Here is a 23,275-nt window from a genome sequence, read left to right on the forward strand (position 1 = left end):
GAAAGGGCGACACCCACCATGAAGAACCAGGCCATCGCGGCACACGGGTTGCGCAAGGCGTACGGCGAGAAGACCGTCCTCGACGGTGTCGACCTGACCGTGCCCGAGGGAACGATCTTCTCCCTGCTCGGCCCGAACGGCGCCGGCAAGACCACCGCCGTCAAGATCCTCTCCACGCTCGTCACCCCGGACGCCGGCGAGATCCGGGTCGGCGGCCACCAGCACCCCCAGGCCATCCGCTCCGTGATCGGGGTGACCGGACAGTTCTCCGCCGTCGACGGGCTGATCACCGGTGAGGAGAACATGCTCCTCATGGCGGACCTGCACCACCTGTCCAGGAAGGAGGGGCGCCGGGTCGCCGCCGAACTGCTGGAGCGCTTCGACCTCACCGAGGCCGCGCGCAAGCCCGCCTCCACCTACTCGGGCGGCATGAAGCGCCGGCTCGACATCGCCATGACCCTGGTCGGCGGCCCGCGGATCATCTTCCTCGACGAGCCGACCACCGGCCTCGACCCACGCAGCCGCCACACCATGTGGCAGATCATCCGCGAGCTGGTCTCCGACGGCGTCACCGTCTTCCTCACCACCCAGTACCTGGAGGAGGCCGACGAACTCGCCGACCGCATCGCGGTGTTGAACGGCGGCCGGATCGTGGCCGAGGGCACCGCCGACGCACTGAAGCGGCAGATACCCGGCGGCCACGTCCGCCTCCGCTTCACCGACCCGGCCGCCTACCGCTCCGCCGCCACCGCACTGCGCGAGGTCACCCGGGACGACGAGGCCCTCACCCTGCAGCTCCCCAGCGGCGGCACCCAGCGCGAACTGCGCTCCGTGCTCGACCGGTTGGACACCGCCGGCGTCGAGGCCGACGAACTCACCGTGCACACCCCCGACCTCGACGACGTGTTCTTCGCCCTGACCGGCACCGACGTCCCCACCCCGCCGAACCCGTCCAAGGAGACCGTCCGATGAGTGCCCCCCTGGCCCCCGCCCGCCCGAACTCCCTCGCCCTCGCCGTCCGTGACTCCTCGACGATGCTGCGCCGCAACCTCCTGCACGCGCGCCGCTACCCCTCCCTCACGCTCAACCTGCTGCTGACCCCGATCATGCTGCTGCTGCTCTTCGTCTACATCTTCGGCGACGTGATGAGCGCGGGCATCGGCGGCAGCGACCGCTCCGACTACATCGCCTACATCGTCCCGGGCATCCTGATGATGACCATCGGCGGCACCGTCGTCGGGACCGCGGTGTCGGTCGCCACCGACATGAACGAGGGCATCATCGCCCGCTTCCGCACGATGGCGATCCATCGCGGTTCCGTCCTCGTCGGGCATGTCGCCGGCAGCGTGCTGAGTTGCCTCGCCAGCGTGGTGTTCGTCGGCGCCGTGGGTGTCGCCATCGGGTTCCGTTCCGTCGACGCCTCGGCCCTGGAATGGCTGGCGGCCTTCGGGCTCCTCGCGCTGTTCTCCCTGGCGCTCACCTGGATCGCGGTCGGCATGGGTCTGTCCAGCCCGCACGCCGAGGCGGCCGCCAACAGCGCGCAGCCGCTGGTCCTGCTGCCGCTGATCTCCAGCGCCTTCATCCCGGCCGACACGATGCCGGGCTGGTTCCGGCCGATCGCCGAGTACCAGCCCTTCACCCCCGCCATCGAGACCCTGCGCGGACTGCTCCTCGGCACCGAGATCGGCCACAACGGCTGGCTCGCGGTGGCCTGGTGCCTGGGCCTCGCGGTTCTCGGCTACTTCTGGTCGACCTCGAAGTACGACAGCGAGGCGAAGTAGACGCCGGCGCCCCGCCGCCCCGTGCCCCGTGAGGGGCGCGGGGCACCGCGCGTTCAGCCCCCACCCGCCCGCACGCGGTCACGCACGGCGGACGCCCCGGTCCGGTCAGCCCAGTGACTTCGCGACGGCCGCGATCGCCTCGGGACCCACCCGGCAGCACCCGCCGATCAGCCGGGCCCCGGCCGCCCGCCACCCCTCCACCTGCTCGGTCGTGAACGTCGACCGCCCGGTCCAGGCCCGTGCCGACGCGTCCCAGGTCTCGCCGCTGTTCGGGTACACCACGACCGGCTTGCCGGTGACCCGGGCGGCCGTCTCGATCGCGCCGTCCACATCGTCGGGCGAGCAGCAGTTCACGCCCACGGCGACGATCTCCTCGGCGTCGGCTGCGAGCGCGAAGGCCTCCTCCAGCGGCTGCCCGGCGCGGGTGCGGTCACCGGCGACGGTGTACGACAGCCAGGCGGGCACGTCCAGCCCCTGGACCGCCCGCAGCAGCGCCTCGGCCTCGTCGGTGTCCGGGATCGTCTCCAGCGCGAGGACATCGGGGTGGGCGGCGGCCAACGCCTCCAGCCGGGGCCGGTGGAACCGTTCCAGCTCGGCCACGCTCAGTCCGTACCGGCCCCGGTACTCGGAGCCGTCCGCCAGCATCGCCCCGTACGGGCCGACCGAGGCGGCCGTCAGCAGCGGGCGCGTGATGCCCCGCGCATGCGCCGCCACCGCCGCGTCGACGGCCAGCTCGACGCTCAGCGCCATGAGTTCGGCAGCCCGCGCGCGCCCGATGCCACGCCCCGCGAAACCCTCGAAGGTGGCCTGGTAACTGGAGGTGATCGCCACGCTCGCGCCCGCCTCGAAGTAGGCGAGATGAGCCTCGGTGATCGCCTCCGGCCGCTCCTCGAGCAGCCGCGCCGACCACAGTTCGTCGCTCAGGTCGTACCCGGCCGACTCCAGCTGGTTGGACATGCCGCCGTCCAGGACGAGGACGTCGTCGGTGAGGGCCGCGGCGAAGGGGCCGACGCGGGGACCGGGGACGTGGGCGAAGCTGCCGGGTGCATTGCTGGTCATGCCGACGACGGTAGTCGAGGTGCCTGGGCCGCCCCCGAGTGTGTCCAGTACATGAACAGATTGACCACCATGTGGACCGCGGCGGTACGATCACGCCCTCCCCGTCCCCACCCCGCCCCCTCCCCCGGGAACCGTCATGACCACGACCAGCACCCCCGAGGCCACCGAGCCCGAACCGACCTCGACCCCCGGTGCGCCCGCCGCCCCAGGCCGCAAGTTCGGGCTCGCCGCCGCCACCGCCCTCGTCATGGGCAACATCATCGGCGGCGGCATCTTCACCCTCCCCGCCGCCGTCGCCCCGTACGGCACGGTCAGCCTGCTCGCCTTCGGCATCCTCTCCGTGGCCGCCGTTCTGCTCGCGCTGCTCTTCGGCAAGCTGGCCCGGCGCAGCCCGGTCACCGGCGGCCTCTACGTCTACCCGCGCGACGCCTTCGGGCCCTTCGCGGGCTTCCTGTCGGCCTGGTCGTACTGGACGATGTGCTGGGTCAGCATCGCCGCGCTCGCCGTCGGTGTCGTCGGCTACGTCGACGTGCTGATACCGCTGGGCGACAGCAAGGCGGTCCTGGCGCTGGTGGCCCTGGCCGCCCTGTGGCTGCCCGCCGCCGCCAACTTCGCGGGCACCCGCTACGTGGGCGCCGTGCAGATCGTCTCCACCGTGCTGAAGTTCGTGCCGCTGCTGCTGGTCGCCACCGTCGGCCTGTTCTTCGTCGACACCGACAACTTCGGCCCGTTCAACGCCTCCGGCGAGAGCGCCCCCGGCGCGGTCGCCGCCGCGGCCGCGCTCCTGCTCTACAGCTTCCTGGGCGTGGAGTCGGCCGCCGTCAGCGCGGGCGAGGTCGAGGACCCCGAGCGCAACGTCGGCCGCGCGAGCGTCCTCGGCACCCTCGCCTCCGCCCTGGTCTACATCCTCGGCACGGTCGCCGTGTTCGGCCTGGTCCCGCACGAGGAACTGGTCGAGTCCGGGGCGCCCTTCGCCGACGCCGTGAACGCGATGGCGGGCGGCAGCTGGGGCGGCACGGTGATCGCGCTGGTCGCCGTGGCCTCGATCGTGGGCTGCCTCAACGGCTGGGTCCTGCTCAGCGCCCAGATGCCGTACGCCGCCGCCCGCGACGGCCTCTTCCCGAAGCCGTTCGCCCGGGTCGGCAAGGGCGGTGTCCCCGGCTTCGGCGTCCTCGCCACCGCCGTCCTCGGCACGCTCCTCATCGTCGTCAACTACGCGGACGACCCGGACACCGCGTTCCGTGTCCTCGTCCTCATCACCACGTTCACCGGCTGCGTCCCCTATCTGCTCTCGGCCGCCGCCCAGCTGTACTGGCTGGCGCGCGGCACCCGGGAGCGGGTCCGCCCCGCCGGCCTGGCCCGCGACCTGATCGTCGCCGCACTCTCCTTCGCCTTCTCCTTCTGGCTGATCGCCGGAGCCGGCTACGCGGCCGTCTACCAGGGCGCGCTGTTCCTCTTCGCGGGCATCCCGGTGTACGTGTGGCTGCGGGGGCGGCAGGAGGGGTCCGAGCGCGAGGGGGGCGACGTCACCGCCTAGGCCCGGCCCCCCGGCCGCCCCGCATCAGGCGTGGATCAGCAACTGGCTTCCCAGCGGTGGGAACGGATCCTGACGTTGAGGTTCGGCCACTCGCCACCGTTCTGCGGGATGCAGTAGCCGTTGCCGGTGTAGTTGGGGCCGGTGTAGAGGACGACGTACTGGTACGCGGACGATGTGCCGCTGTTCTTGGCCGACCCGACGTTCTGGGTATCGGACCACGAACACTGGACGGAACCGTTCCACCAGTCCGCGTCGGCGTTGGACCACGAACAGCGGCTGCCGTTGCCGGCTCCGCCGGTGTAGGCACACAGATTGCCGCTGCCGCACGACCACGCCTGCGGCGCCGCACTCGCGGAGCTGGGTGCGATCAGGCCCAGACCGGCCGTGGCTACGGTGAGCGCCGCGGCGGCGAAGGCCCTGCGGCCTCGGCGGGTGGTGCGGCCGGACTTCCGGTCGTGCTTCTGCTCGTACGAGAACATCGGCGTGCCTTCCTCGTGGACGATGCCAACCGACCTACGGCTGGCGGGAATTCATGTTTCCTGCGCCACCCGGCGCTGTCATGCTCATGTGAGGGGAGTGAAAACACGCAGGTCGGAGACCGACGACCATGGGGAACGGGATGCTCCGCTTTCACTTCACACCCGAAGACCTCACCAAGGTGCGCGTGGCGACCGAGCCCCACGCGCTCTGGGAGATCGCGGTCAGCCTGCACCGGCTCCAGACCCGCGAAGGCCGCTGGGCCTACGCCTCCTGGTTCCGTGACGCGCGGGCGGCGCTGCGTCAGACCGGGCTCGACCGGACCGTGAAGAGCTTCCTGCTGCCGCTCTTCCCACGCGCCGGGTACTTCCCCGACTTCCTGACACCGCCGGAGGGCACGCAGGGGCTGGACGCCGGGCTGGAAGCCGTCCTGGCGACCTCGGACGAGAGGGTGGACGGCGAGATCGGGCTGCTCCACCGGGCGGTCGGCGCCCCGGCGTGGACCCGCCGGCTCGGCGAGCGGGGCATGCGGGAACAACTCGTGGACGCCCTGCGCGCCTACCACCGTGCCGTGATCGCCCCGCACGAGGAGCACATCGAGCAACGGCTGCGGGCCGAACGCGCCAGGCACACGCGCGCCCTGTTCCACGCCGGGACCGAGGGGATGCTCGACCAGCTGGGCCCCACGATCCGCTGGCGGCCGCCGGTCCTGGAGATCGACCCGTACCCGGACCGCCGCGACGTGCTCCTCGCGGGCCGGGGGCTGCTCCTGATCCCCTCCCACTTCTGCTGGCACGCGCCCATCGCCCTGGCAGACCCCGGGCTCCCGCCCGTGCTGCTCCACCCCCTGCACCAGCTGCCGGCGACGACCCGTTCGGTCGACTCGCCGCCCCTGAACGCCCTGCTGGGCACCACCCGCGCCGCCATCCTGCGGGCCGGCGCGACCGGCTGCACCACCACGGAGGCCGCCCGCCGGGCCGGTGTGACCCCCACGACGGCGAGCCACCACACCGCCGTCCTGCGCGACGCCGGCCTGATGGCCAGTCACCGTCACGCCAACACGGTCCTGCACACCCTGACTCCGCTCGGAGCCGCCCTGCTGGAGCAGAGGCCCCGGCAGGACGGCTGAGGACAGCGGCCGTCGGGCTCAGCCGGTGGCCGCGTGCCGGCCGCCCCGGCGCCGGTTGTTCCCGCGGCGTCTGGCCACCGGCACCAGCAGCCCGGTGAGGCCGCCGAGGGCGAGGGCGTACGGCCACCAGCCGAGGACGCCGTCGGCGGAGGCACTCGCGTTCTGTGTACGGGGGTCCCGCGCCCCGGGGCCGGAGCCCGCGTCGGCTGCCTTCACGGCCGGCGACGGGCTGCCCTTCACCTGCGTCAGGACGACGTCGTTCCCGTCGCCGCCGTTGTACCGGATCCGGTAGGTGCTGTCGGCCAGCTTGACCTCGGCGCCCTCGCGCAGACCGGTGAACGTGCCGACGTTCCTGCCCTTGCCCGTGCGGTTGATCACGGTGATCTTCTCGCCGGGCCCGCCGACCGCGCCCAGGGCCGCGAAGTCCAGCCCACCGGCGAGCCTCACCGCCCCCTTCACCTTCAACGGCTTCTCGCGCAGCACCAGTTCGCCCTGCTCGGTCTGGGTGTAGCCCCCGGTCACCGTGAGACCGGCCACGACGGCGCCCGCGTTGGTCACCGAGCCCTTCACCGTGCCCTTGCCCGACAGCGAGTGGGCCACGCGCAGGCCGGCCGAGCCCACGTCGAGCTTCGCCCCGGGCGTCGTGAGCCGTATCGCCTTGCTGCGTCCCAGGGTCGCTCCCGAGCGGAGCGCGAGCGTGCCCTTGGTGACGGTCGTCGTCCCGGTGTACGTCACCCCGCCGCCCGTCAGGGTCGTCGTCGCGGCGCCCGACTGGGTGAGCGAGCCGCTGCCGCTGATCTTGGGCAGCGTGACGGGCTTGGCGACGTTCCGGACCACCAGCCGACCGTTGTTGACCACCTTGTACAGGTCGCCCTTGGTGTAGAGCCCGCCGTCGCCGCCCGACCTGCCGCTGCCCAGCCGCAGCACCGCGCCCTTCTCGACCGTGGTCGAGCCGTTGTAGTACTGCACGGCGGCAAAGGTGACGTCGTTGCCCTTCGTCCCCTTGATGACGATGTCCCCGGCGCCGGGCGCGGCCAGCGTGTCGTGGAACACGCCGCCGCCGATGGGGGCGCCCAGGGTGACCGGCCCGTTGTAGTCGAAGGTGAGCAGCGAACGGGACCGCGCGGCGAGGAGGTTGATGTAGACCGTCTCGGCGGTGCCCGGCATGAAGATCTTGTTCGTCGTCCCGTCGCCCCACTGGACGTTCGCACCCTTGATGTTGGTGCCGCGCTTGTTGACGTTCTTGCGTGCGGGCGTCCAGTTCAGGGCGGGGTCGCTGAGCGAGGGATTGGTGTCGCCGCCCTGGTTCGACCAGCTGTACTGGCCGGTGAGGACCACCTTGCTGCCCGGCCGGGACTGGACGTTGATGTCGCTGCCGTACTCGCGCTGGTAGAAGTCCATCTGCTGGGTGACGGTCTGGCCCAGTGGGGTGTCCACGGTCCAGGTGCCCTGGTTGAGGACCTTGCGGGCGTTCGGCAGCGAGGTCGCGAACTCCGGGCTTCCGGCGTTCACCTGGGTGCCGTTGTCGATGACCCCGGTGAAGGGGTGGGTGCCCGACAGGTTCCAGGTGGCCCAGAGGAACCTCGGCTGGCTGACCAGGCCGGAGCCGCTGATGGTGCCCAGGTTGTATGCGACGTCCTTCAGGGCGAGCCGCAGGGTGCCGTCGACCCGGATGTTGTTCTGGTTGAGCCGGAACGCCGGGGTGTCGTACGGGTAGTGGCCGATCACGCCGGTCGAGCCGCTGTTGCCGTACTGCAGGGTCGCGCCCTTCGCGACGGTCACGGCGGGCGGGTCCGGGCGGGTGACGGTGACGTACGGGTGGTTCCCGCCGAGGACGCGCACGCGCTGCCGCTGCCGGGACTTCGGCAGGGTGAAGTCGCTGTTCCTGGTGAGGATCAGAGTCCCGCTGCCCCGCACGGTGAGTGTGCCGGTGCCGCTGAACACGCCGTCGTACGTGGTCGTCCCGGACGGCACGGTCACCACCGTGTCGCCGGCGAGCGTGACGTCCCGCCCGGCCAGGACGTCGGCGGTCGCGTCACGTGGGCCGGCGGCGGTCGCCGTCGGGGCGCCGAGCATCAGGGCGGTGACCGCCAGGGCTCCGGCGGCCGACGCTGTCTTGTGGATATGGGTGCGCACGTCATGGGGGACGGTCCGGGGCCCGCGCCGATAACAGAAATCTCGAACAGACATCTCGCCGTACCCCGGTCCCGTTGCTGTGAGCTTGTGTTGGTCACGCGCAACCCGTTGACCTCCCCGTAACACGCCCTTACCTTTTCGGCGTTCGGAATGAAAGATCTTGTGCGATATGTCGAACATTTCTGTTTCCTTTTGTTCCCCCCTCCGAGAGGAAGCCACCGCCCCATGGGTCGCGACCACGCCGTTCCCGAATCCCCGAACCGTCGGCTGCTCCTGAAGGGCGCCCTGGCCGCCGGCGCCCTCACGGCGGTGCCCGCGACCGCCGCCCACGCCGGTTCCCGGCGCGCGGCGAGGCCGCCGTACGCCAACCCGCTGGTCCGCAACCGCGCCGACCCGCACATCAACCGGCACACCGACGGCTACTACTACTTCACCGCGACCGCTCCCGAGTACGACCGGATCATCCTGCGCAGGTCCCGCACACTGCGCGGTCTGTCGACGGCCGCCGAGTCCGTGATCTGGCGCAAGCACGCCACGGGCGTGATGGGCGCGCACATCTGGGCGCCCGAGATCCACCGCATCGACGGCAAGTGGTACATCTACTTCGCCTCCGCCCCCGCCGAGGACATCTGGGCGATCCGCATCTGGGTCCTGGAGAACTCCCACCCGAACCCCTTCAAGGGCACCTGGGTCGAGCGCGGGCAGCTGAAGACGGCCTGGGAGACCTTCTCCCTCGACGCCACCACCTTCACCCACCGGGGCTCCCGCTATCTCGCCTGGGCACAGCACGAGCCCGGGATGAACAACAACACGGCGGTCTGGCTGTCGAGGATGGCCGACCCGCTGACCCTGACGGGACCTCAGGTGCGCCTCACCACACCGGAGTTGGACTGGGAGGTCATCGGCTTCAAGGTCAACGAGGGTCCGTCGGTCATCAAGCGCAACGGCCGGCTCTTCATGACCTACTCGGCCAGCGCGACGGACTCGAACTACTGCATGGGCCTGCTGACCGTCGACGCGGACGCCGACCTCATGGACCCCGCCAACTGGTCGAAGTCCCCGACCCCGGTCTTCACCAGCAACGACACCACCAAGCAGTACGGGCCGGGCCACAACAGCTTCACCGTCGCCGAGGACGGGTGCACCGACGTCCTCGTCTACCACGCCCGCCAGTACAAGGACATCGTCGGCGACCCCCTCAACGACCCCAACCGCCACACCCGGATCCAGCGCCTCGGCTGGAACCCCGACGGCACCCCCGACTTCGGCGTCCCCGTGGCCGACTCACCCGCCCCGAACGCCCGGTAAGGAGAGCAGAGATGAGACGTGCGTACGCGATGCTCCTCGCGCTCTGTCTGGCGCTGGCCGGCGCCCTCGTGACCGCCGGCCCCGCCCAGGCGGCACCGCAGACCGTCCCCAACGGCATCCAGTTCAAGGACACCTCGGGCAACCCCCTGCACGCCCACGGTGGCGGGGTCGTCAAGGTCGGCTCGTACTACTACTGGTTCGGCGAGCACCGGAACTCCGACAACACCTTCCGCTACGTGTCGGCCTACCGCTCCACGGACCTGAAGACCTGGGAGTTCCGCAACAACGTCCTGACCGAGGCCACCGACCCCGAGCTGGCGACCGCCAACATCGAGCGGCCGAAGGTCATGTACAACGCGGCCACCGGCAAGTACGTGATGTGGATGCACAAGGAGAACGGCGTCGACTACAGCGAGGCCCGCGCGGCCGTCGCCGTCTCCGACACCGTCGACGGCGACTACACCTGGCGGGGCAGCTTCCGCCCGCTCGGCACCCACATGTCCCGTGACATCACCACGTTCGTGGACACCGACGGCACCGGCTACATGATCTCGGCCGCCCGCGAGAACTACGACCTGCAGATCTACCGGCTCACCGCCGACTACACCGGCATCGCCGCCCTCGTCGCCGACCCCTGGCACGGCGGCCACCGCGAGGCGCCGGCCCTGTTCAAGCGCAATGGCGTCTACTTCATGCTCACGTCGGGCGCCACGGGCTGGAACCCCAACCAGCAGCAGTACGCCACCGCCACCAGCATCGCGGGCCCCTGGACCGCCATGGCCAACGTCGGCGACTCCACCACCTTCGGCTCGCAGACCGCGTACGTCCTGCCCGTGCAGGGCACCTCGACCACCTCCTACCTCTACCTGGGCGACCGCTGGGGCAACTCCTTCGGCGGCACGGTCAACGACTCCCGCTACGTCTGGCTGCCGCTGACCTTCCCGACCTCGACCACGATGTCCATGTCCTGGTCGCCGGAGCTCACCGTCGACACGGCCACCGGCACGATCAGCGGCACCAGCGCCACGTACCACACGCTCATCGCCCGCCACTCGTCCAGGTGCGCCGACGTCACCGGCCAGTCGCAGTGGCCGGGGGCCCAGATCAAGCAGTACGCCTGCAACGGCGGCAACAACCAGAAGTACTGGTTCAAGTCCGTCGGCAGCGGCTACTACCAGCTGACGACCCGGCACAGCTCCCTGTGCGTCCAGGAGAACGCCAACACGGTCACCCAGGAGAACTGCGACTCCTCGAACACCGCCCAGCAGTTCTCGCTCACCACCACCGGCTCCTACGTGAACGTCAGGTCCCGCGCGACCGGCGAGTGCCTGGACGTCAACGGCGGGTCCACCGCCGACGGCGCCGCCCTCATCACGTACACGTGCAACGGCGGCACCAACCAGCAGTGGACCCGCGGCACATGACGAAAGGTCAGCTCAACAGGTCGATCGCGTCGACCGCCGTCCCCGCACTGAGGTAGGAGGTCGTCCCCGAACCGCTCACCACGTTGATCCGCAGCACGTTGTACCGACTCGTGTCCGTCAGCCAGGCGGACGCCGGGACGCTGTAGGTGAACGTGTGGTTGTTGCCCCGGTAGGACCCGTTCGTCAGGGAGCGGGTGTTCGGCTGGGTGGGCGGGGAGGGGATCGCCGAGGTCCAGGTGTCGTTCACGACCACCTGCGCCGCGGTCAGCCGGAAGTAGACGAGGAGCCCGCTGTTCACGTCCTTCCAGAGGTAGCAGGGGAAGGCCGAGGTCTCGGTCCCGCTGCCGATGACCACATTGCCGGTCCAGGCGGCTGCCCGGGTGTCCGACGGGTGCGCGTACGTCATCAGGTCGGCGTTCTTGAAGCCGCTCGGCGTGCCGTTCCAGTCGTTGATCCGCCAGATCGCGGACGCGTTCGACGGGTCGTTGGTGGACGGGATCGCGATCGAGTTCAGCGTCGTCGTACCGCCCGCCGTGACCGTCACCGAGGTCGTGTACACCGCCAGCTCACCCTTGAAGACCCTGAGGGTGTACGTCCCCGGGAGCACCCCGGAAATGGAGTAGTAGCCGTCCGACGCGCGGGCCGAACTCCAGTACTGGGCAGCCGAGTTGGCGAGCCCCACCGTGTACGCGTAGGCCGTGTTCCGTCCGGTGATGCCGACGCCCGCCACCCGGCCCCGGCCGCTCGCGGGGACGTACCCGGACAGGCCGAGCGAGTCCGCCCACGGGGTGGTCAGGGTGCCCGGGAACAGCGACGAGGACGGCGCCCCGCCGTCCGTGAAGGCGATGACGTACGGACCCTGGAGACCGAACCGCTGCTCCTCGGTCTGGTTCTGGCCGTAGTACAGGATCTCGTAGAGGCCGCCGCCGTCCGCGCTCTGGTGGCGCAGCAGCGAGCGGTAGAAGGGGCCGCCGGAGGCCTTCTCGTGGTTGCTGCGGACCATCCACAGGCCGACGCCGTTCGCCGACCAGCCGACGTAGTCGTAGTCCATGACCCGGAGTCTGGAGAAGTGCTTGGAGCGGGTCTGCCCGTCGGACTTCCTGAACACGTCCGAGGCCTCGATGGTGGTGGGCGCGTAGGTGTAGGAGTCGGGCTGGTCGTTGAGGAACAGGCCCGCCTTCACGCGCACGATGAAGCGGGTCGCGGAGACCGAGGTGTCGGCCTTGTTCGTCCACAGGTAGACGTTGTTCTCGCCGCTGCGGGCCGCGTAGTAGTGCCGCAGCGTGCCGTGGGCGACGGAGACGAGGATCGTCGAGCCGGACTGCCTGATGGTGACGGTGGAGGTGCCGAGGCCGGACTCGACGTGCGAGTTCATGCCGCCGTAGCCCTGGTACTCCACGCCCCGGTAGACCAGCGACGACAGGTCGCCGTTGCTCTTCCTGACCTTGAACACGAGGTTCGCGCCGGTGTCGATCACGTAGTGGGTGCCGTCGTCGGTGTAACCGAAGGCCGCCGCGCTCGCGGTGCCGGCCAGCGGCCCGGCGAGCGCGGCGCCGGCGGCGGTGGCGGCGGTACCGACGACGAAGCCGCGTCGGCCGAGCGTCGCGCGGTGCGGGGATCCGGACATGGGGTGGCTCCTCGGAGGTGTGTGGGGGGAGTGCGGGTGATTCGGAGGGTGACAGTTGAATCGTTTTCCCGAAAGGGCTTTCGCAGTAGGGAAGTTGACAATCTTGTGAAAGTGGCCGGACATCTAGAAAGCGCTTGTCTAACGATGTACCGTCCAGCCGCCGGGTCATGTCACCCCTTCGAGGAGCCGCAATGAGACGTTTCACCGTCGCCGCGCTGACGGCGGCCGCGACCCTGGGCACCGTCCTCGCGGCCGCACCGGCCGAGGCGCACCGGGGCCGCCCCGTACCGGGCCTGGAGAACTGCGCCGCGAACGCCTGCCACTTCGACGTCCCGGCCGGCACGTACGACGTGACGGTCCGCCTCGGCGGCGAGAGCGCGGCGAGCACGAAGGTCACCGGCGAGAGTCGCCGCACGCTGCTCGCCGAGACGGCCACGGAGGCCGGCTCCGTCTCCCGCAGCTTCACCGTGAACGTCCGCACCCCCGAGGGCGAGCCGACCGGAGCCGACGGCACACCCGGTCTGGACCTCTTCGTCGCAGGCGCGGCGCCCGCACTGGCCGACATCCGGGTGACCCCGGCCGAGCGCGCCCGCCAGATCTTCCTCGTCGGCGACTCCACGGTCTGCGACCAGCCCGGCGACCCCTACTCCGGCTGGGGCCAGCAGCTCCCGCAGTACCTGCGCAAGGGCCTCTCGGTCGCCAACTACGCCGACTCCGGCGAGAGCACGGTGTCCTACCTCGCCGACTCCCGGCTCTGGGCCACCGTCCAGCCGCGGATCCGCCGGGGCGACCTGGTCCTGATCCAGCTGGCCCACAACGACAAGCAGACCGACGGAGCGACCTACCGGGCCAACCTGGAGACCCTGGTCGCGGGCGTCCGCGAGAAGGGCGGCCGACCGGTCCTGGTCACCCCGATCGTCCGCCGCTGGTTCAACGCCGACGGCACCCTGAACAACGGCACCGCCCTGCTGGTCAACGGCCTCGGCGTCGACCATCCGGCGGTCACGCGCGAGGTCGCCGCGGCGGGCGGGGTGCCGTTGATCGACCTCACCGCCGCGACGAAGGCGCTCGTGGAGTCGCTGGGTACCGAGGGCTCCAAGGCGCTGTACCTCTACAACGAGAAGCGCGACAACACCCACACGTCCGTGCACGGGGCGACGGTGTACGCCGGCCTCGTCCGTGACGGACTCGTCGCCCAGGGGCTGGTGCCCGAGGGGCGGACCAGGGTGGGGTAGAGACGCCTGGGGCGTCCCGACCGGAACCGGGGCGCCCCAGGTCTGGGGCCGTGTGGGTGGGGGTGCGTGGGGTGCGTCGTCGGCTGCGGGTGCGTCGTGGTTGCTCGCGCAGTTCCCTGCGCCCCTGAAGACCCAGGCCCTGCGCCCCTGAAGACCCAGGCCCTGCGGGCCTGAAAAGCACAGGTCGTAGCCCATGCTTTTCAGGGGCGCGGGGAACTGCGCGAGAAGCCCCGCGCACCCGCACCCGCCCACCGACCCGCACCCCCGAGCTACCAGGCGCCCTCGACCCACAGCAGAAAGCGCAGCGCATGCCCTCGCAGCAGCCCCACGACGACCGCACCCTCAGCCCGTACACCGGCTACACCCGCGCCCACTGGGAGGCGGCAGCCGACACGCTGCTGGCCGCCGTGGAGCCGTACGCGACGGCCGACGGCGCGCTCTACGACCTGCCCGGCGACCGCACCAGCTGGTCCGGCCGGCTCTCCGACGGCCTGGAGGGCTACGCCCGCACCCTCCTGCTCGCCGCCTTCCGCCGGGACGAGACCGCGCTCGCCCGTTACGCCGACGGCCTGGCCGCGGGCGTCTCGGGCGTCTGGCCGCGCATCGAGGACCGTAGCCAGCCCGTCGTCGAGGCCGCGTCGATCGCCTTCGCGCTGCGCGTGACACGCGAGGAGCTCTGGGACCGCCTCGACGACGGCGTCCGCCAGCGCGCGGCGGCCTGGCTCGGCGACGCGCTGACCGCCGAACCCTGGCCCTGCAACTGGGAGTTGTTCCCGGTGACCGTCGGCGGCTTCCTCGAAGAGATCGGGTACGAACCGGAGCTGTCCCGCCGGGTCGTCGAGCAGCGCCTGGACCGGATCGAGCAGTGGTACCTCGGCGACGGCTGGTACACCGACGGCGACGGCCGCAAGTTCGACTACTACAACGGCTGGGCCATGCACCTCTACCCGGTGCTGCACGCCTGGCTCGCGAACGACGACCGCCTTCTCGCCCGCTACGGCGACCGCCTCGCGGCCCATCTCGGCGACTACGCCCGCCTGTTCGGAGGCGACGGTGCCCCGCTCCACCAGGGCCGCTCCCTCACCTACCGCTTCGCGACGACCGTCCCCCTCTGGCTGGGCGCTCTCACCGGCCGTACGCCCCTGTCGCCCGGCGAGACACGGCGGCTGGCCTCCGGCGCGCTGAAGTACTTCCTCGACCGGGGCGCGGTGGACGACCGGGGCCTGCTGTCCCTGGGCTGGCACGGCCCGAAACCCGGTGTCCTGCAAGGCTATTCGGGGCCGGCCTCCCCGTACTGGGCCAGCAAGGGCTTCCTCGGCCTGCTCCTGCCGCCGGACCACGAGGTGTGGACGGCGACCGAGGAACCGGGTCCCGTGGAGCGCGAGGACGAGCTGCGCCCCGTGGGCCCGCCCAACTGGCTGCTGCAGTCCACACGCTCGGACGGCCTGGTCCGCCTCCACAACCACGGCAGCGAGGACGTCCGCTACGACCCCTTCTACACCCGCCTCGCGTACTCGACCGTGACGGAGCCCGTGCCCCTGGCGCAGCCGGCTGGGACGTACGACAACAGCGTGATCGTCGACGGCGACGCGGGACGTGTCGGCATCGAGCCGCTGGGCGTGGGGGAGGGGTGGGCCGCGTCCCGGCACGCGGTCGGCGACAGCGGTGTGCGGGTCACCAGCCTCGTCGTGGCCCGGGGCGCGGTCGAGGTACGTGCCCATCTGGTGAGCGGCGCGGCACCCGGCACCCCGGTGCGGGTCACGGGGTGGGCGGCGGCGAAGGGCGTACGGGCCGAACTCGCACCCGTGCACGGCCTGGGCCCGGAGGAGGCGGACGGGTCCGGACGTGCCGGCCGGACGACGGAGGACCCCACTCTCCTCGTCGCTGTCGCCCGGCTCACCGCCGACCCCGACCCCCTGCCGCTCACGGACCTGGTGTCCGTGGCGGTGGAGGGGGCGCACGACGTGGTCGTGACGTGGGCCGACGGCGAGCGGGCGGCGTTCCGCTTCGACCGCGCGGCCACGGCGTCGGACGGGCGAACCTCAGCGTCCTCGTGGTCGGTGCAGCCCCGCTGAGAGGTCGTACAGGACGGGATGACGGATGCGTACGCCCGGGTCGGCGTCCCGCCCCGGAGGAAACGACCAGCCACCCGTCCTCTGCAGGGAAGGCCGCATCAGAGGAGATGGCCGCGCAGGCTTCGAACTGATCGACGAGGGATCGGGGGCCCACCCGTTCCCACATGTTCGAGCATGTTCGGGACGATGAAGTACGCCGTCGGCCGAGTCATCACAGAGGTCTCGGCCCTGCCCCACGTCTGCGCCACCGCTACCGAGGGCCGCGCCTGCTCACCGACTCAAGCAGTGCACGAAGTCGCGGCGGGGCGCCGACCCGCGGTGAACTCGGCCGACGGGACACCCATGAAGTGGCGGAACTCGGCCGTCATGTGGGACTGGTCATAGTAGCCGGCCGTCGCGGCGATGTCCGCCCATCCGCCGGCATCGGCCGCGAGCACGGTGCGAACGCGGTCGATGCGTGCGAAGCGCAGTCCGCGTTCGTCGAGGGTGGTGCGGGTCATGCCCGAGTCGTGGCCGGCGTCCAGGTGCACGGTGATGTCGTCGGGCAGCGGGCCCGTCCGGCAGATCACGGTGATGGGCTGATCGTCGCTTCCTGATGCCGGTCAATCGCTCGCACTCACTGACCTGGACGTGGTGAGGGCGTCGTCGACGCCGATCACGCACAGCTACGGGCACCGGCGCATCCAGGGGCCCATGCACTATGCCCGCCCGGGATCAAAGGTCGCGGTGTCGAGTATCCCTGCGACTTCGGTGAGTGTCGCGGCCGAGGCACCTCTGAGGCAGACGTGGGCGTCGACGGGGAATGATGCCTCGTCAGGACGGGCCGTCCAGCCCCGCCGGACCAGTTCCTGATCCCCTCCCAGTGACCGGCAGCCCTCGCCGGGGCTGGAGTACGGGCTGGGCTCGACTTTCGTCCCCGAGTCTATGGCTTGTGGACGTTCCGTCAGCCGGAAGGAGATCAGCGCCTCTCCCTCTGCGAGAGTGGACAGGGGTGCGCAGTCATACTCACCAACAGGCGTCGACGGGCAGGATTTCGTCGCACCCAAGGGCCGGTTGGCGACGAAGACAGTGGCCGTGTTCGGCCGGTCCGCCTGATCACGCACAGACCAGCCGTGGGGCAGGGCGACGCCGAGTGTTCCGTCCGAGAGGTTGATCCGGTACTCCTCGGACGAGGGGGAGCCGACTTGAGTTCGGGGAGACGTGTGCACACCGAACAGCTGTGAGCCGAGGGTGCCGTAGAGCAAGGCAATCGCCGTCACCCCTGTCACGGTTGCCCCGACCGCCTTACGGCGCCGGCTGCGCGCCACCACCCGCCGGTGGACCTGGCGCATACGGTCTGGCGGTGCCTGCAGAAGCGGCACGGTGCGTTCGAGGAGTTCGCGCAACTGCTGCTCCTGCGAGTCCTTCCCGTCAGAGTTGTGCACCCTGCTCACCACCCTTCCCATGAGTGTTCAAGGCCGGCACGCCGCGCAGCGCATGCAGCGCCTTGGTGGCCTGGCTCTTGACCGTGCCCGGTCGGCAACCCAGCATCCTGGCCGTCTCCTCGATGCTCAGGTCCTCGAAGTAGCGCAGAACGACCACCGCCCGCTGCCGGGTCGGCAACGCACGAACCGCAGCGGCGAGCGAATGCTGCAGGTCGACGTCCGCGAACACGTCCGAGGTGGCGGACTCGGGCAGTTCCCCGTGCGGAACCTCGCCGCGCCAGCGTCGCTTCCACCACGACGAGAAGGTGTTGACCAAGGCCTTGCGGGCGTACGCCTCCGGGTTGTCCTCGGCGATCCGGGGCCATTTGGGCCACATCTTGGCCAGGACCGTCTGCACCAAGTCCTCCGCCAGGTGGGCGTCGCCGGTCAGCAGCCACGCCGCGCGAAGCAGCCGTGGACCGCGTGCGATCACGAACTCCTCGAAGTCCGACGACGAATCCCGCACGGACACCGACGCCCTGTCACCATGACGCCCCCGGCCCCTTCGTTGAGCCTTGACGCGGTCGGCCGACGGGAGAGGTGAGCCGGTCGCCTCGGCGCGGGCCAGCGCCTGGGCGCCTTGTGCCAGCCACACGGCGACTCGTCCTGCTCCACCTGCGGCGAACGCCTCCGGTCTGCGGAGTATGGCGGTGCCGGTCAGTTCGCTGCTCACGCCCGCACGCTCGCCACGGTGGGGACGATCAGCGAACGCAGGGTCGCCACGCCCCGCGAGACGAGCGACGAGACGGTCCCCCGGGCGCAGTTCAGGTTCTCGGCGACCTGGCCTTCCGGCAGATCGCAGTAGTGCCGTAGCACCACAGCTGTCCTTTGCCGCAGCGGCAGGTGGACCAGGGCGGCTTCCAGCCGAACGCGGTCTTCCACCAGGACGGCCGGGTCGGCCGTCGCCGCGAGTTCCGGCAGCCTCTCCGTGGGCCACTCGCCCCGCCAACATCGTTTGGCCGCTCGTGCGGCCGAACGCATCAGTATCCGCCGGGCGTATGCCTCCGGCGCTCCGTCTCCGAGTCGCGGCCAGGCCAGCCACAGTTTGACGAGTGCTTCCTGCAGCAGATCCTCGGCTGCGTGGCGGTCCCCGCCCGCCAGCGAGCCCGCGTAGCCCAGGAGCGCCGACCGGCGGGCCTTCACGAAATCGTCAAACGCTCGTTCCGGTGCACTTCTCATCTGCATGCGCTGCGCCCTTCTTCCACTGTGCCGCCGGTCGGGGGTGCGGCCCTCGCCGCGTGTCTCCAGCCTTGTAACCGGGTGGGGACGGGGTACGGCCGCCTGGACCGCGCGAATTGTGGCGCGCATCACATGAGGAGAGTGCAGGGAACGAGCACGGCCAGTGCCTTTTCCATGGCGCGGTGGCGTTACGGCGTCGACCACACAAGCCCGACGCGAGAACCCCTCCGGTCCCCCGGAGGCGGGCAGCGACAGTCGGGCACCGCCTGTGCGATGTCGGGCGGCACCCGACCGAGGGCAGACGACCCACGCGACGGGAGACCGGAACCACCGGTCTCCCGGCCCGAGCAGCGTCGAACCACCGCAGGACGACTCCCCACCGAAGGACAAGTGATCACCTTGCGGTTCCGCACCATCTGGATGGTGCTCGCGGCAGCGAGCATGCTGTCCCTGCCGGCATGCGGCCAGAGCGACTCCGACACACCCCCTGCCGCCGCAGGCGACGAAGGGAACGACCGGAGCGGAGGCGGCCCGTCGGCCGTCGGCGCGCTGACCATCCCCGAGGACGCCGACCCGGACACGAAGAACCACTACCTCACCGAGAACGCCATAGCCGCCTGCATGAAGAAGCGGGGGTTCACCTACACGCCGGATCCCGGCTCCACGCAGAACGAGGCGAGCTCGTCGATCGACGGGGCGGACTACGCACTGGCGAAGAAGTACCGGCAGAAGTACGGATTCGGCATCTACTCGAGCGCCGTCTACCCCGACGATCCGGCGGCACCCGGCCCCGCCGAGAACAGCGACCCCAACGCCTCCTACCGCGATTCCCTGCCCGCAGCCCAGCAGGGGGCGTACGACGAGGCGTTGGGGGCGCCGGGCGCGGCCCAGGACAACGGCAGGTACGAGGGTCCGGCCAAGGGCAGCTGCAGCGCGGAAGCCCACCTGAAGGTGTACGGCCCGGCCAAGTCGGCGGCTGAGCAGGAGCGGGAGAACGCGAAGCGGGCAGAGCGCGACAGACAGGCCGGGCAGGCTCTCAACGGTGACCAGCAACTCGTCTCCCTCGCCCAGGAGTACGCCTCCTGTCTGCGCAAGGTCGGCATCACGGTCGGCACGACTCAGCCGACCAGCATCGGCGACGCGGTGAAGTTCCAGGTGAGCGCCCAGATTCCGCCGGACGCCCAGCCGCTGGGCAAGGACGAGGCGTTGCCGAAGCTCACCCGCGAGATCGACCTCGCACTCAAGGACCTCGAGTGCGGCAAGGACTTCAGGGCCGCGTACTGGCCCAAGTACAAGAAGAACCCCTTCGTCGGGAACAACGGATGAAGCGCGACACGAAGCGCCAGAGCAGTCGTACGAAGCGACTGGGCGTGATCGTCGGCGTGGTCGCCCTGGTCGGGGCGGGCGGCTGGGTCGCCGGCACCCGGATGAAGTCGCCCGCAGACGCCGCGGCCGCGCACCAGCCGCCCAAGGCCGGTCCGGTGACCGTCCCCGTGGAGCAGCGGGCGCTGATCGCCACCGTGGTGGCCCAGGGAAGCCTGGAGTACGGCTCTCCGAGGACTCTCACCCTGGCCGGCGGCGTCGGCTCTTCCGAGGAGGGAGGCGAGGGCGATGCCGCGGTCCAGCGGGTCACCAAGGTGCCCGCCCGCGGAAGCGAACTCAAGGAGGGCGGTGTCCTCATGCAGGTGAGCGGCAGGCCGGTGATGGTGCTGCGCGGATCGGTACCGATGTACCGGACCATCGGCCCCGGTTCGTCGGGGGACGACGTCAGACAGCTGCAGAGCGCCCTGAACAGGCTGGGCTTCACCACCGGCGGCGTCACAGGGACCTACGGACAGGGCACCGCGTCCGCGGTCAGCCGCTGGTACCGCAGCAGGGGGTACGCGGCGCAGGAGCCCAGCACCGCCGACCGGCAGGAGCTGGGACAACTCGAGTCCACGGTGTCCGACGCACAGCTCGCGCTGCTCACCGCCCAGGGCTCCGGCGAGGGAACACAGGGCGGCGAAGGCGGGTCCGGAACGGAATCGGCAGCGGCACGGGCCCTGCAGATCAAGTCGGCGAAGAAACAGCTCGAGCTGGCGAACTCCGCTCTGAGCGACTTCAAGTCCACCTACGGAACCAAGGTTCCGGCGGGAGAGGTGATCTTCCTGCCGAAGCTTCCGGTCCGGGTCGACAAGACCAAGGTGCGCGCCGGCGACACTCCGGACGGGGAAGTCGCCACCGTGACGAGCTCCGACGTCGTGGTGGAGGCGGTGGTGCCCGGCACGGACGCCGGTTCGCTGAGAAAGGGGATGACGGTGCGGGTCACCACACCGGACGGCAAGGAAGCCGAGGGTGTCCTCAGCCGGATCGGTGGTGCAGGCGCAGGGCCGGAGGGCTCGGCGGAGAACGCCGGGACCGGTGGGGAGGCCGAGGCGGCCGAGGCTTCCGGTGGTGAGGCATCGGCGCCCGTGCCACTGAGAATCTCCCTTCCGAAACCCGGCCCGCTGGCAGACGCCGGGGCGGGCGGCGCGGCGACGGTGACCATCAAGGTGGGCGACTCGGACGGTGAGGTCCTGGCCGTGCCTGTCGCCGCGATCCAGACCTCGGTGGGTGGTCAGGCGCGCGTGCGCGTCCAGCGGGGCAAACAGGTGGTGGGTGTCGATGTCGACCTCGGAATCTCCGCCGACGGGCTCGTCGCGGTGGAGCCGGAGGGCAGCGCGCTCAAAGAGGGCGACCTCGTGGTGGTCGGCCTGTGACCGGACCACTCGCCCACGGTGACACGCCGGAAGAAGGTGACGTCATCAAGCTGACCGGGGTCCATCGCACCTTCGACTCGGATCCGCCCGTGCACGCACTGCGTGAGGTGAACCTGACGGTCCGGCGAGGGGAGCACCTGTCGATCGTCGGGCCTTCAGGGTCCGGGAAGTCCACCCTGCTGAACACACTGGGGCTGCTGGACAGGCCGGACTCGGGCGACTACTGGCTGGACGGAGTGAGGACCGGTGCCCTCCCCGACCGTCAGCGCACCGCGCTGCGCGGAAGCCGCATCGGCTTCGTCTTCCAGTCCTTCCACCTGCTTCCCTACCGGACCGTGGAAGAGAACGTCATGCTGGCGGAGATCTACCGCAAGCCCCGCCCGGGCAGGGGGCGTCGAAGCCGCGGCGAACGGGCCAGAGCGGCCCTGGACCGGGTGGGGCTCTCACACCGGCACGGCTTCAAGCCCGATCGCCTGTCCGGCGGTGAACGCCAGCGCGTGGCCATCGCCCGGGCCCTGATGAGCGAACCGGCTCTTCTGCTGTGTGACGAACCCACCGGCAACCTCGACAGCGAGAACACCCTCTCGGTTCTGGAGCTCTTCGACCAGCTCTGCACCCAGGGCATGACGCTGATCGTGATCACCCATGACGATGCGGTCAGCAGGCGTGCGAGCAGGCGCGTACGCATCAGTGACGGGCGGCTCAGCCAGGAGGCCGTATGAAGACCCGTCACCGTAGCGCTGCCCCGGACCCGGGGGCGGCCGACGCCCGCCAGAAGCGGCTGACCGGGCCACGGCGCGGCCGGCGTCCACGGCTACGCTCCGCTGCGGGGCCGGGCACCGAGGGAGCCGAGCGTCCCTGGATCTCTCCCACGGACCTGGGGGCGGAGGCGTTGTCGGGTGTGCTGGCCCGCCCGGTCCGGTCCGCACTCACCACTCTGGGCACGGTGCTGGGCATCGGCACACTGGTCATCACGATCGGGGTGGCGTCGACGGCCGCCAACCAGATCGTGGGCCGGTTCGACGCCCTCACCGCCACCTCGGTCACGGTGGTGGCGCCCCCTCCACCCCCGTCGTCCGACGCCGTGCCGCTGGTGGACTGGCGGGGTGTCGACGCCGTGGACCGGCTGGCCGGGGTGGAGTCGTCCGCCGCGCTCGCAGAGTCCGACAAGACGGCTGCCGTACAGGTGCGCGCCAACGATGTGGTCACGCCCGGCGGCGTGTCCGGCCAGACGCTGGCTGTCGTCGCTGCCTCGTCCTCCCTGCCCGCGGCGGTGCGCGGCGACGTCACCGCAGGCCGGTTCTACGACACCGGAGACATCGACCGGCACGACCGGGTGGCGGTACTCGGAGACCAGGCCGCTCGCCTCCTCGGCATCGAAGGCGTGGAGGACGCGCCCGCGGTCTTCTTCGCCGGACACTCCTTCACCGTGATCGGAATCCTCGGCGGATTCAAGCGTGAACAGCGCCTTTCCACCTCGGTGATCCTGCCTCCCACCACAGCGAAGGACCGCCTCGGCCTGGATCTGGTGAACCGTGTCCTGATCAACACCTCACTCGGTGCCGCGCAGCAGGTCGCCAGGCAGTCACCCATGGCTCTCTCGCCCAACAACGCCAAGGCGCTCACCGTGCTCGCGCCGCCCGATCTGTCGAAGGCCCGCAAAGGCGTTCAGGGCGACGTCAACGGCCTGTTCCTGGTGCTCGGACTGGTCTCGCTGATCGTGGGTGCCATCGGTATCGCCAACGTCACGCTGGTGACCGTGATGGAACGGGTCGGGGAGATCGGGCTACGGCGCGCCCTCGGCGCGTCGCGTCGGCAGATCGCCGGGCAGTTCCTCATGGAGTCGACCACGATCGGCCTGCTGGGCGGCGTCATCGGCGCCGCCCTGGGCATGGTCGTCGTGGTGTCCGTATCGGCGCTCAAGGACTGGACTCCCGTACTGGACGGCCGACTTGCGCTCGGCGCGCCGGTCGCCGGCGCACTGGTCGGACTGCTGGCGGGGGTGTACCCGGCGCTACGGGCTTCCCGAATGGAACCCGTCGAGGCGTTGCGCGCCCCGTCCTGAGCGCCGGTCCGAGGCCCACGGTGCCTGAGTCCCAAGAGCCCA

The 23,275-nt window shown here is 70.7% G+C and carries 19 protein-coding genes and 1 pseudogene; 12 read left to right on the forward strand and 8 right to left on the reverse strand.

The genetic code is table 11. The features are described 5' to 3' along the window. The first annotated feature begins 18 nt into the window (after window positions 1-18). A complete protein-coding gene (locus GWK25_RS12460; protein ID WP_215449912.1) occupies window positions 19-972 on the forward strand; it encodes an ATP-binding cassette domain-containing protein in 954 nt (317 codons plus the stop codon). Then, window positions 969-1,781 carry an ABC transporter permease gene (locus GWK25_RS12465; RefSeq protein ID WP_215449913.1) on the forward strand — a complete coding sequence of 271 codons (813 nt, stop codon included), beginning with the start codon at window positions 969-971 and terminating at the stop codon, window positions 1,779-1,781. Before GWK25_RS12460 ends, GWK25_RS12465 begins: the two co-directional genes overlap by 4 nt. Before the next feature lie 105 nt (window positions 1,782-1,886). Here GWK25_RS12465 and mmuM read toward each other — a convergent pair whose 3' ends face one another. Further along, window positions 1,887-2,840 carry a homocysteine S-methyltransferase gene (gene mmuM / locus GWK25_RS12470; protein ID WP_215449928.1) on the reverse strand — a complete coding sequence of 318 codons (954 nt, stop codon included), beginning with the start codon at window positions 2,838-2,840 and terminating at the stop codon, window positions 1,887-1,889. A gap of 136 nt (window positions 2,841-2,976) precedes the next feature. Here mmuM and GWK25_RS12475 point away from each other — a divergent pair, with 136 nt between their 5' ends. Further along, a complete protein-coding gene (locus tag GWK25_RS12475; RefSeq protein ID WP_215449930.1) occupies window positions 2,977-4,377 on the forward strand; it encodes an amino acid permease in 1,401 nt (466 codons plus the stop codon). A gap of 35 nt (window positions 4,378-4,412) precedes the next feature. Here the strand turns inward: GWK25_RS12475 and GWK25_RS12480 are convergent, their stop codons facing one another. Further along, window positions 4,413-4,856 (reverse strand): peptidase inhibitor family I36 protein, encoded by a 444-nt coding sequence (locus GWK25_RS12480; protein WP_215449932.1) that lies wholly within the window; start codon window positions 4,854-4,856, stop codon window positions 4,413-4,415. Window positions 4,857-4,996: 140 nt separating this feature from the next. On the opposite strand from GWK25_RS12480, the gene GWK25_RS12485 reads away from it, so the two are divergent. Beyond that, window positions 4,997-5,983, forward strand: coding sequence for a helix-turn-helix transcriptional regulator (locus GWK25_RS12485; RefSeq protein ID WP_215449934.1), 987 nt, complete (start codon window positions 4,997-4,999; stop codon window positions 5,981-5,983). 18 nt (window positions 5,984-6,001) lie between these two features. On the opposite strand, the gene GWK25_RS12490 is transcribed toward GWK25_RS12485, so the two are convergent. Continuing rightward, window positions 6,002-8,119, reverse strand: coding sequence for an autotransporter (locus GWK25_RS12490; RefSeq protein WP_215449936.1), 2,118 nt, complete (start codon window positions 8,117-8,119; stop codon window positions 6,002-6,004). 225 nt (window positions 8,120-8,344) lie between these two features. On the opposite strand from GWK25_RS12490, the gene GWK25_RS12495 reads away from it, so the two are divergent. Together GWK25_RS12495 and GWK25_RS12500 are read left to right on the forward strand one after the other, a co-directional pair. Further along, entirely contained in the window at window positions 8,345-9,427 is a 1,083-nt protein-coding gene (locus GWK25_RS12495) for a family 43 glycosylhydrolase (protein ID WP_215449938.1), read from the forward strand. A gap of 11 nt (window positions 9,428-9,438) precedes the next feature. Then, complete coding sequence (locus GWK25_RS12500; RefSeq protein WP_215449940.1) at window positions 9,439-10,851, forward strand: RICIN domain-containing protein; 1,413 nt, start codon at window positions 9,439-9,441, stop codon at window positions 10,849-10,851. A 7-nt stretch (window positions 10,852-10,858) separates the two neighbouring features. Here GWK25_RS12500 and GWK25_RS12505 read toward each other — a convergent pair whose 3' ends face one another. Further along, a complete protein-coding gene (locus tag GWK25_RS12505; RefSeq protein ID WP_215449945.1) occupies window positions 10,859-12,478 on the reverse strand; it encodes a rhamnogalacturonan lyase B N-terminal domain-containing protein in 1,620 nt (539 codons plus the stop codon). A gap of 191 nt (window positions 12,479-12,669) precedes the next feature. Between GWK25_RS12505 and GWK25_RS12510 the strand changes: the two genes are divergently transcribed. Further along, entirely contained in the window at window positions 12,670-13,713 is a 1,044-nt protein-coding gene (locus tag GWK25_RS12510; RefSeq protein WP_215449946.1) for a rhamnogalacturonan acetylesterase, read from the forward strand. Window positions 13,714-14,021: 308 nt separating this feature from the next. Beyond that, window positions 14,022-15,788 carry a DUF2264 domain-containing protein gene (locus GWK25_RS12515; RefSeq protein WP_215449947.1) on the forward strand — a complete coding sequence of 589 codons (1,767 nt, stop codon included), beginning with the start codon at window positions 14,022-14,024 and terminating at the stop codon, window positions 15,786-15,788. Between the two features lie 278 nt (window positions 15,789-16,066). Here GWK25_RS12515 and GWK25_RS12520 read toward each other — a convergent pair. The 4 genes and pseudogenes from GWK25_RS12520 to GWK25_RS12540 form a co-directional block, all read right to left on the reverse strand. Next, a pseudogene (locus GWK25_RS12520) lies at window positions 16,067-16,342 on the reverse strand (hypothetical protein); the annotation flags it as partial. Between the two features lie 144 nt (window positions 16,343-16,486). After that, window positions 16,487-17,212, reverse strand: coding sequence for a hypothetical protein (locus tag GWK25_RS12530; protein WP_215449948.1), 726 nt, complete (start codon window positions 17,210-17,212; stop codon window positions 16,487-16,489). Then, window positions 17,199-17,717 (reverse strand): SigE family RNA polymerase sigma factor, encoded by a 519-nt coding sequence (locus GWK25_RS12535; protein ID WP_215457342.1) that lies wholly within the window; start codon window positions 17,715-17,717, stop codon window positions 17,199-17,201. Before GWK25_RS12535 ends, GWK25_RS12530 begins: the two co-directional genes overlap by 14 nt. A gap of 203 nt (window positions 17,718-17,920) precedes the next feature. Next, window positions 17,921-18,430 (reverse strand): SigE family RNA polymerase sigma factor, encoded by a 510-nt coding sequence (locus GWK25_RS12540; protein ID WP_374105890.1) that lies wholly within the window; start codon window positions 18,428-18,430, stop codon window positions 17,921-17,923. Window positions 18,431-18,820: 390 nt separating this feature from the next. Between GWK25_RS12540 and GWK25_RS12545 the strand changes: the two genes are divergently transcribed. Genes GWK25_RS12545 through GWK25_RS12560 form a run of 4 tightly spaced genes read left to right on the forward strand, consistent with a single transcriptional unit; the run spans window position 18,821 to window position 23,233 of the window. Then, a complete protein-coding gene (locus GWK25_RS12545) occupies window positions 18,821-19,756 on the forward strand; it encodes a hypothetical protein (RefSeq protein ID WP_215449953.1) in 936 nt (311 codons plus the stop codon). Further along, entirely contained in the window at window positions 19,753-21,168 is a 1,416-nt protein-coding gene (locus GWK25_RS12550; protein WP_215449955.1) for a peptidoglycan-binding protein, read from the forward strand. Before GWK25_RS12545 ends, GWK25_RS12550 begins: the two co-directional genes overlap by 4 nt. Beyond that, window positions 21,165-21,890: an ABC transporter ATP-binding protein gene (locus GWK25_RS12555; RefSeq protein WP_215449958.1), complete on the forward strand. Its 726-nt coding sequence runs from the start codon at window positions 21,165-21,167 to the stop codon at window positions 21,888-21,890. Before GWK25_RS12550 ends, GWK25_RS12555 begins: the two co-directional genes overlap by 4 nt. Continuing rightward, a complete protein-coding gene (locus tag GWK25_RS12560) occupies window positions 21,887-23,233 on the forward strand; it encodes an ABC transporter permease (RefSeq protein ID WP_215449961.1) in 1,347 nt (448 codons plus the stop codon). Before GWK25_RS12555 ends, GWK25_RS12560 begins: the two co-directional genes overlap by 4 nt. Window positions 23,234-23,275: the final 42 nt, after the last annotated feature.

The sequence above is a fragment of the Streptomyces sp. ATCC 21386 genome, from assembly GCF_018728545.1.
Taxonomy (GTDB): domain Bacteria; phylum Actinomycetota; class Actinomycetes; order Streptomycetales; family Streptomycetaceae; genus Streptomyces.

Excerpts from the sequence above, each read along its gene's own strand:
- GWK25_RS12460 (WP_215449912.1), top strand. The coding sequence starts at position 19 with ATGAAGAACCAGGCCATCGCGGCACACGGGTTGCGCAAGGCGTACGGC.
- GWK25_RS12465 (WP_215449913.1), top strand. The coding sequence starts at position 969 with ATGAGTGCCCCCCTGGCCCCCGCCCGCCCGAACTCCCTCGCCCTCGCC.
- mmuM (WP_215449928.1), bottom strand. The coding sequence starts at position 2,840 with ATGACCAGCAATGCACCCGGCAGCTTCGCCCACGTCCCCGGTCCCCGC.
- GWK25_RS12475 (WP_215449930.1), top strand. The coding sequence starts at position 2,977 with ATGACCACGACCAGCACCCCCGAGGCCACCGAGCCCGAACCGACCTCG.
- GWK25_RS12480 (WP_215449932.1), bottom strand. The coding sequence starts at position 4,856 with ATGTTCTCGTACGAGCAGAAGCACGACCGGAAGTCCGGCCGCACCACC.
- GWK25_RS12485 (WP_215449934.1), top strand. The coding sequence starts at position 4,997 with ATGCTCCGCTTTCACTTCACACCCGAAGACCTCACCAAGGTGCGCGTG.
- GWK25_RS12495 (WP_215449938.1), top strand. The coding sequence starts at position 8,345 with ATGGGTCGCGACCACGCCGTTCCCGAATCCCCGAACCGTCGGCTGCTC.
- GWK25_RS12500 (WP_215449940.1), top strand. The coding sequence starts at position 9,439 with ATGAGACGTGCGTACGCGATGCTCCTCGCGCTCTGTCTGGCGCTGGCC.
- GWK25_RS12505 (WP_215449945.1), bottom strand. The coding sequence starts at position 12,478 with ATGTCCGGATCCCCGCACCGCGCGACGCTCGGCCGACGCGGCTTCGTC.
- GWK25_RS12510 (WP_215449946.1), top strand. The coding sequence starts at position 12,670 with ATGAGACGTTTCACCGTCGCCGCGCTGACGGCGGCCGCGACCCTGGGC.
- GWK25_RS12515 (WP_215449947.1), top strand. The coding sequence starts at position 14,022 with ATGCCCTCGCAGCAGCCCCACGACGACCGCACCCTCAGCCCGTACACC.
- GWK25_RS12540 (WP_374105890.1), bottom strand. The coding sequence starts at position 18,430 with ATGAGAAGTGCACCGGAACGAGCGTTTGACGATTTCGTGAAGGCCCGC.
- GWK25_RS12550 (WP_215449955.1), top strand. The coding sequence starts at position 19,753 with ATGAAGCGCGACACGAAGCGCCAGAGCAGTCGTACGAAGCGACTGGGC.
- GWK25_RS12560 (WP_215449961.1), top strand. The coding sequence starts at position 21,887 with ATGAAGACCCGTCACCGTAGCGCTGCCCCGGACCCGGGGGCGGCCGAC.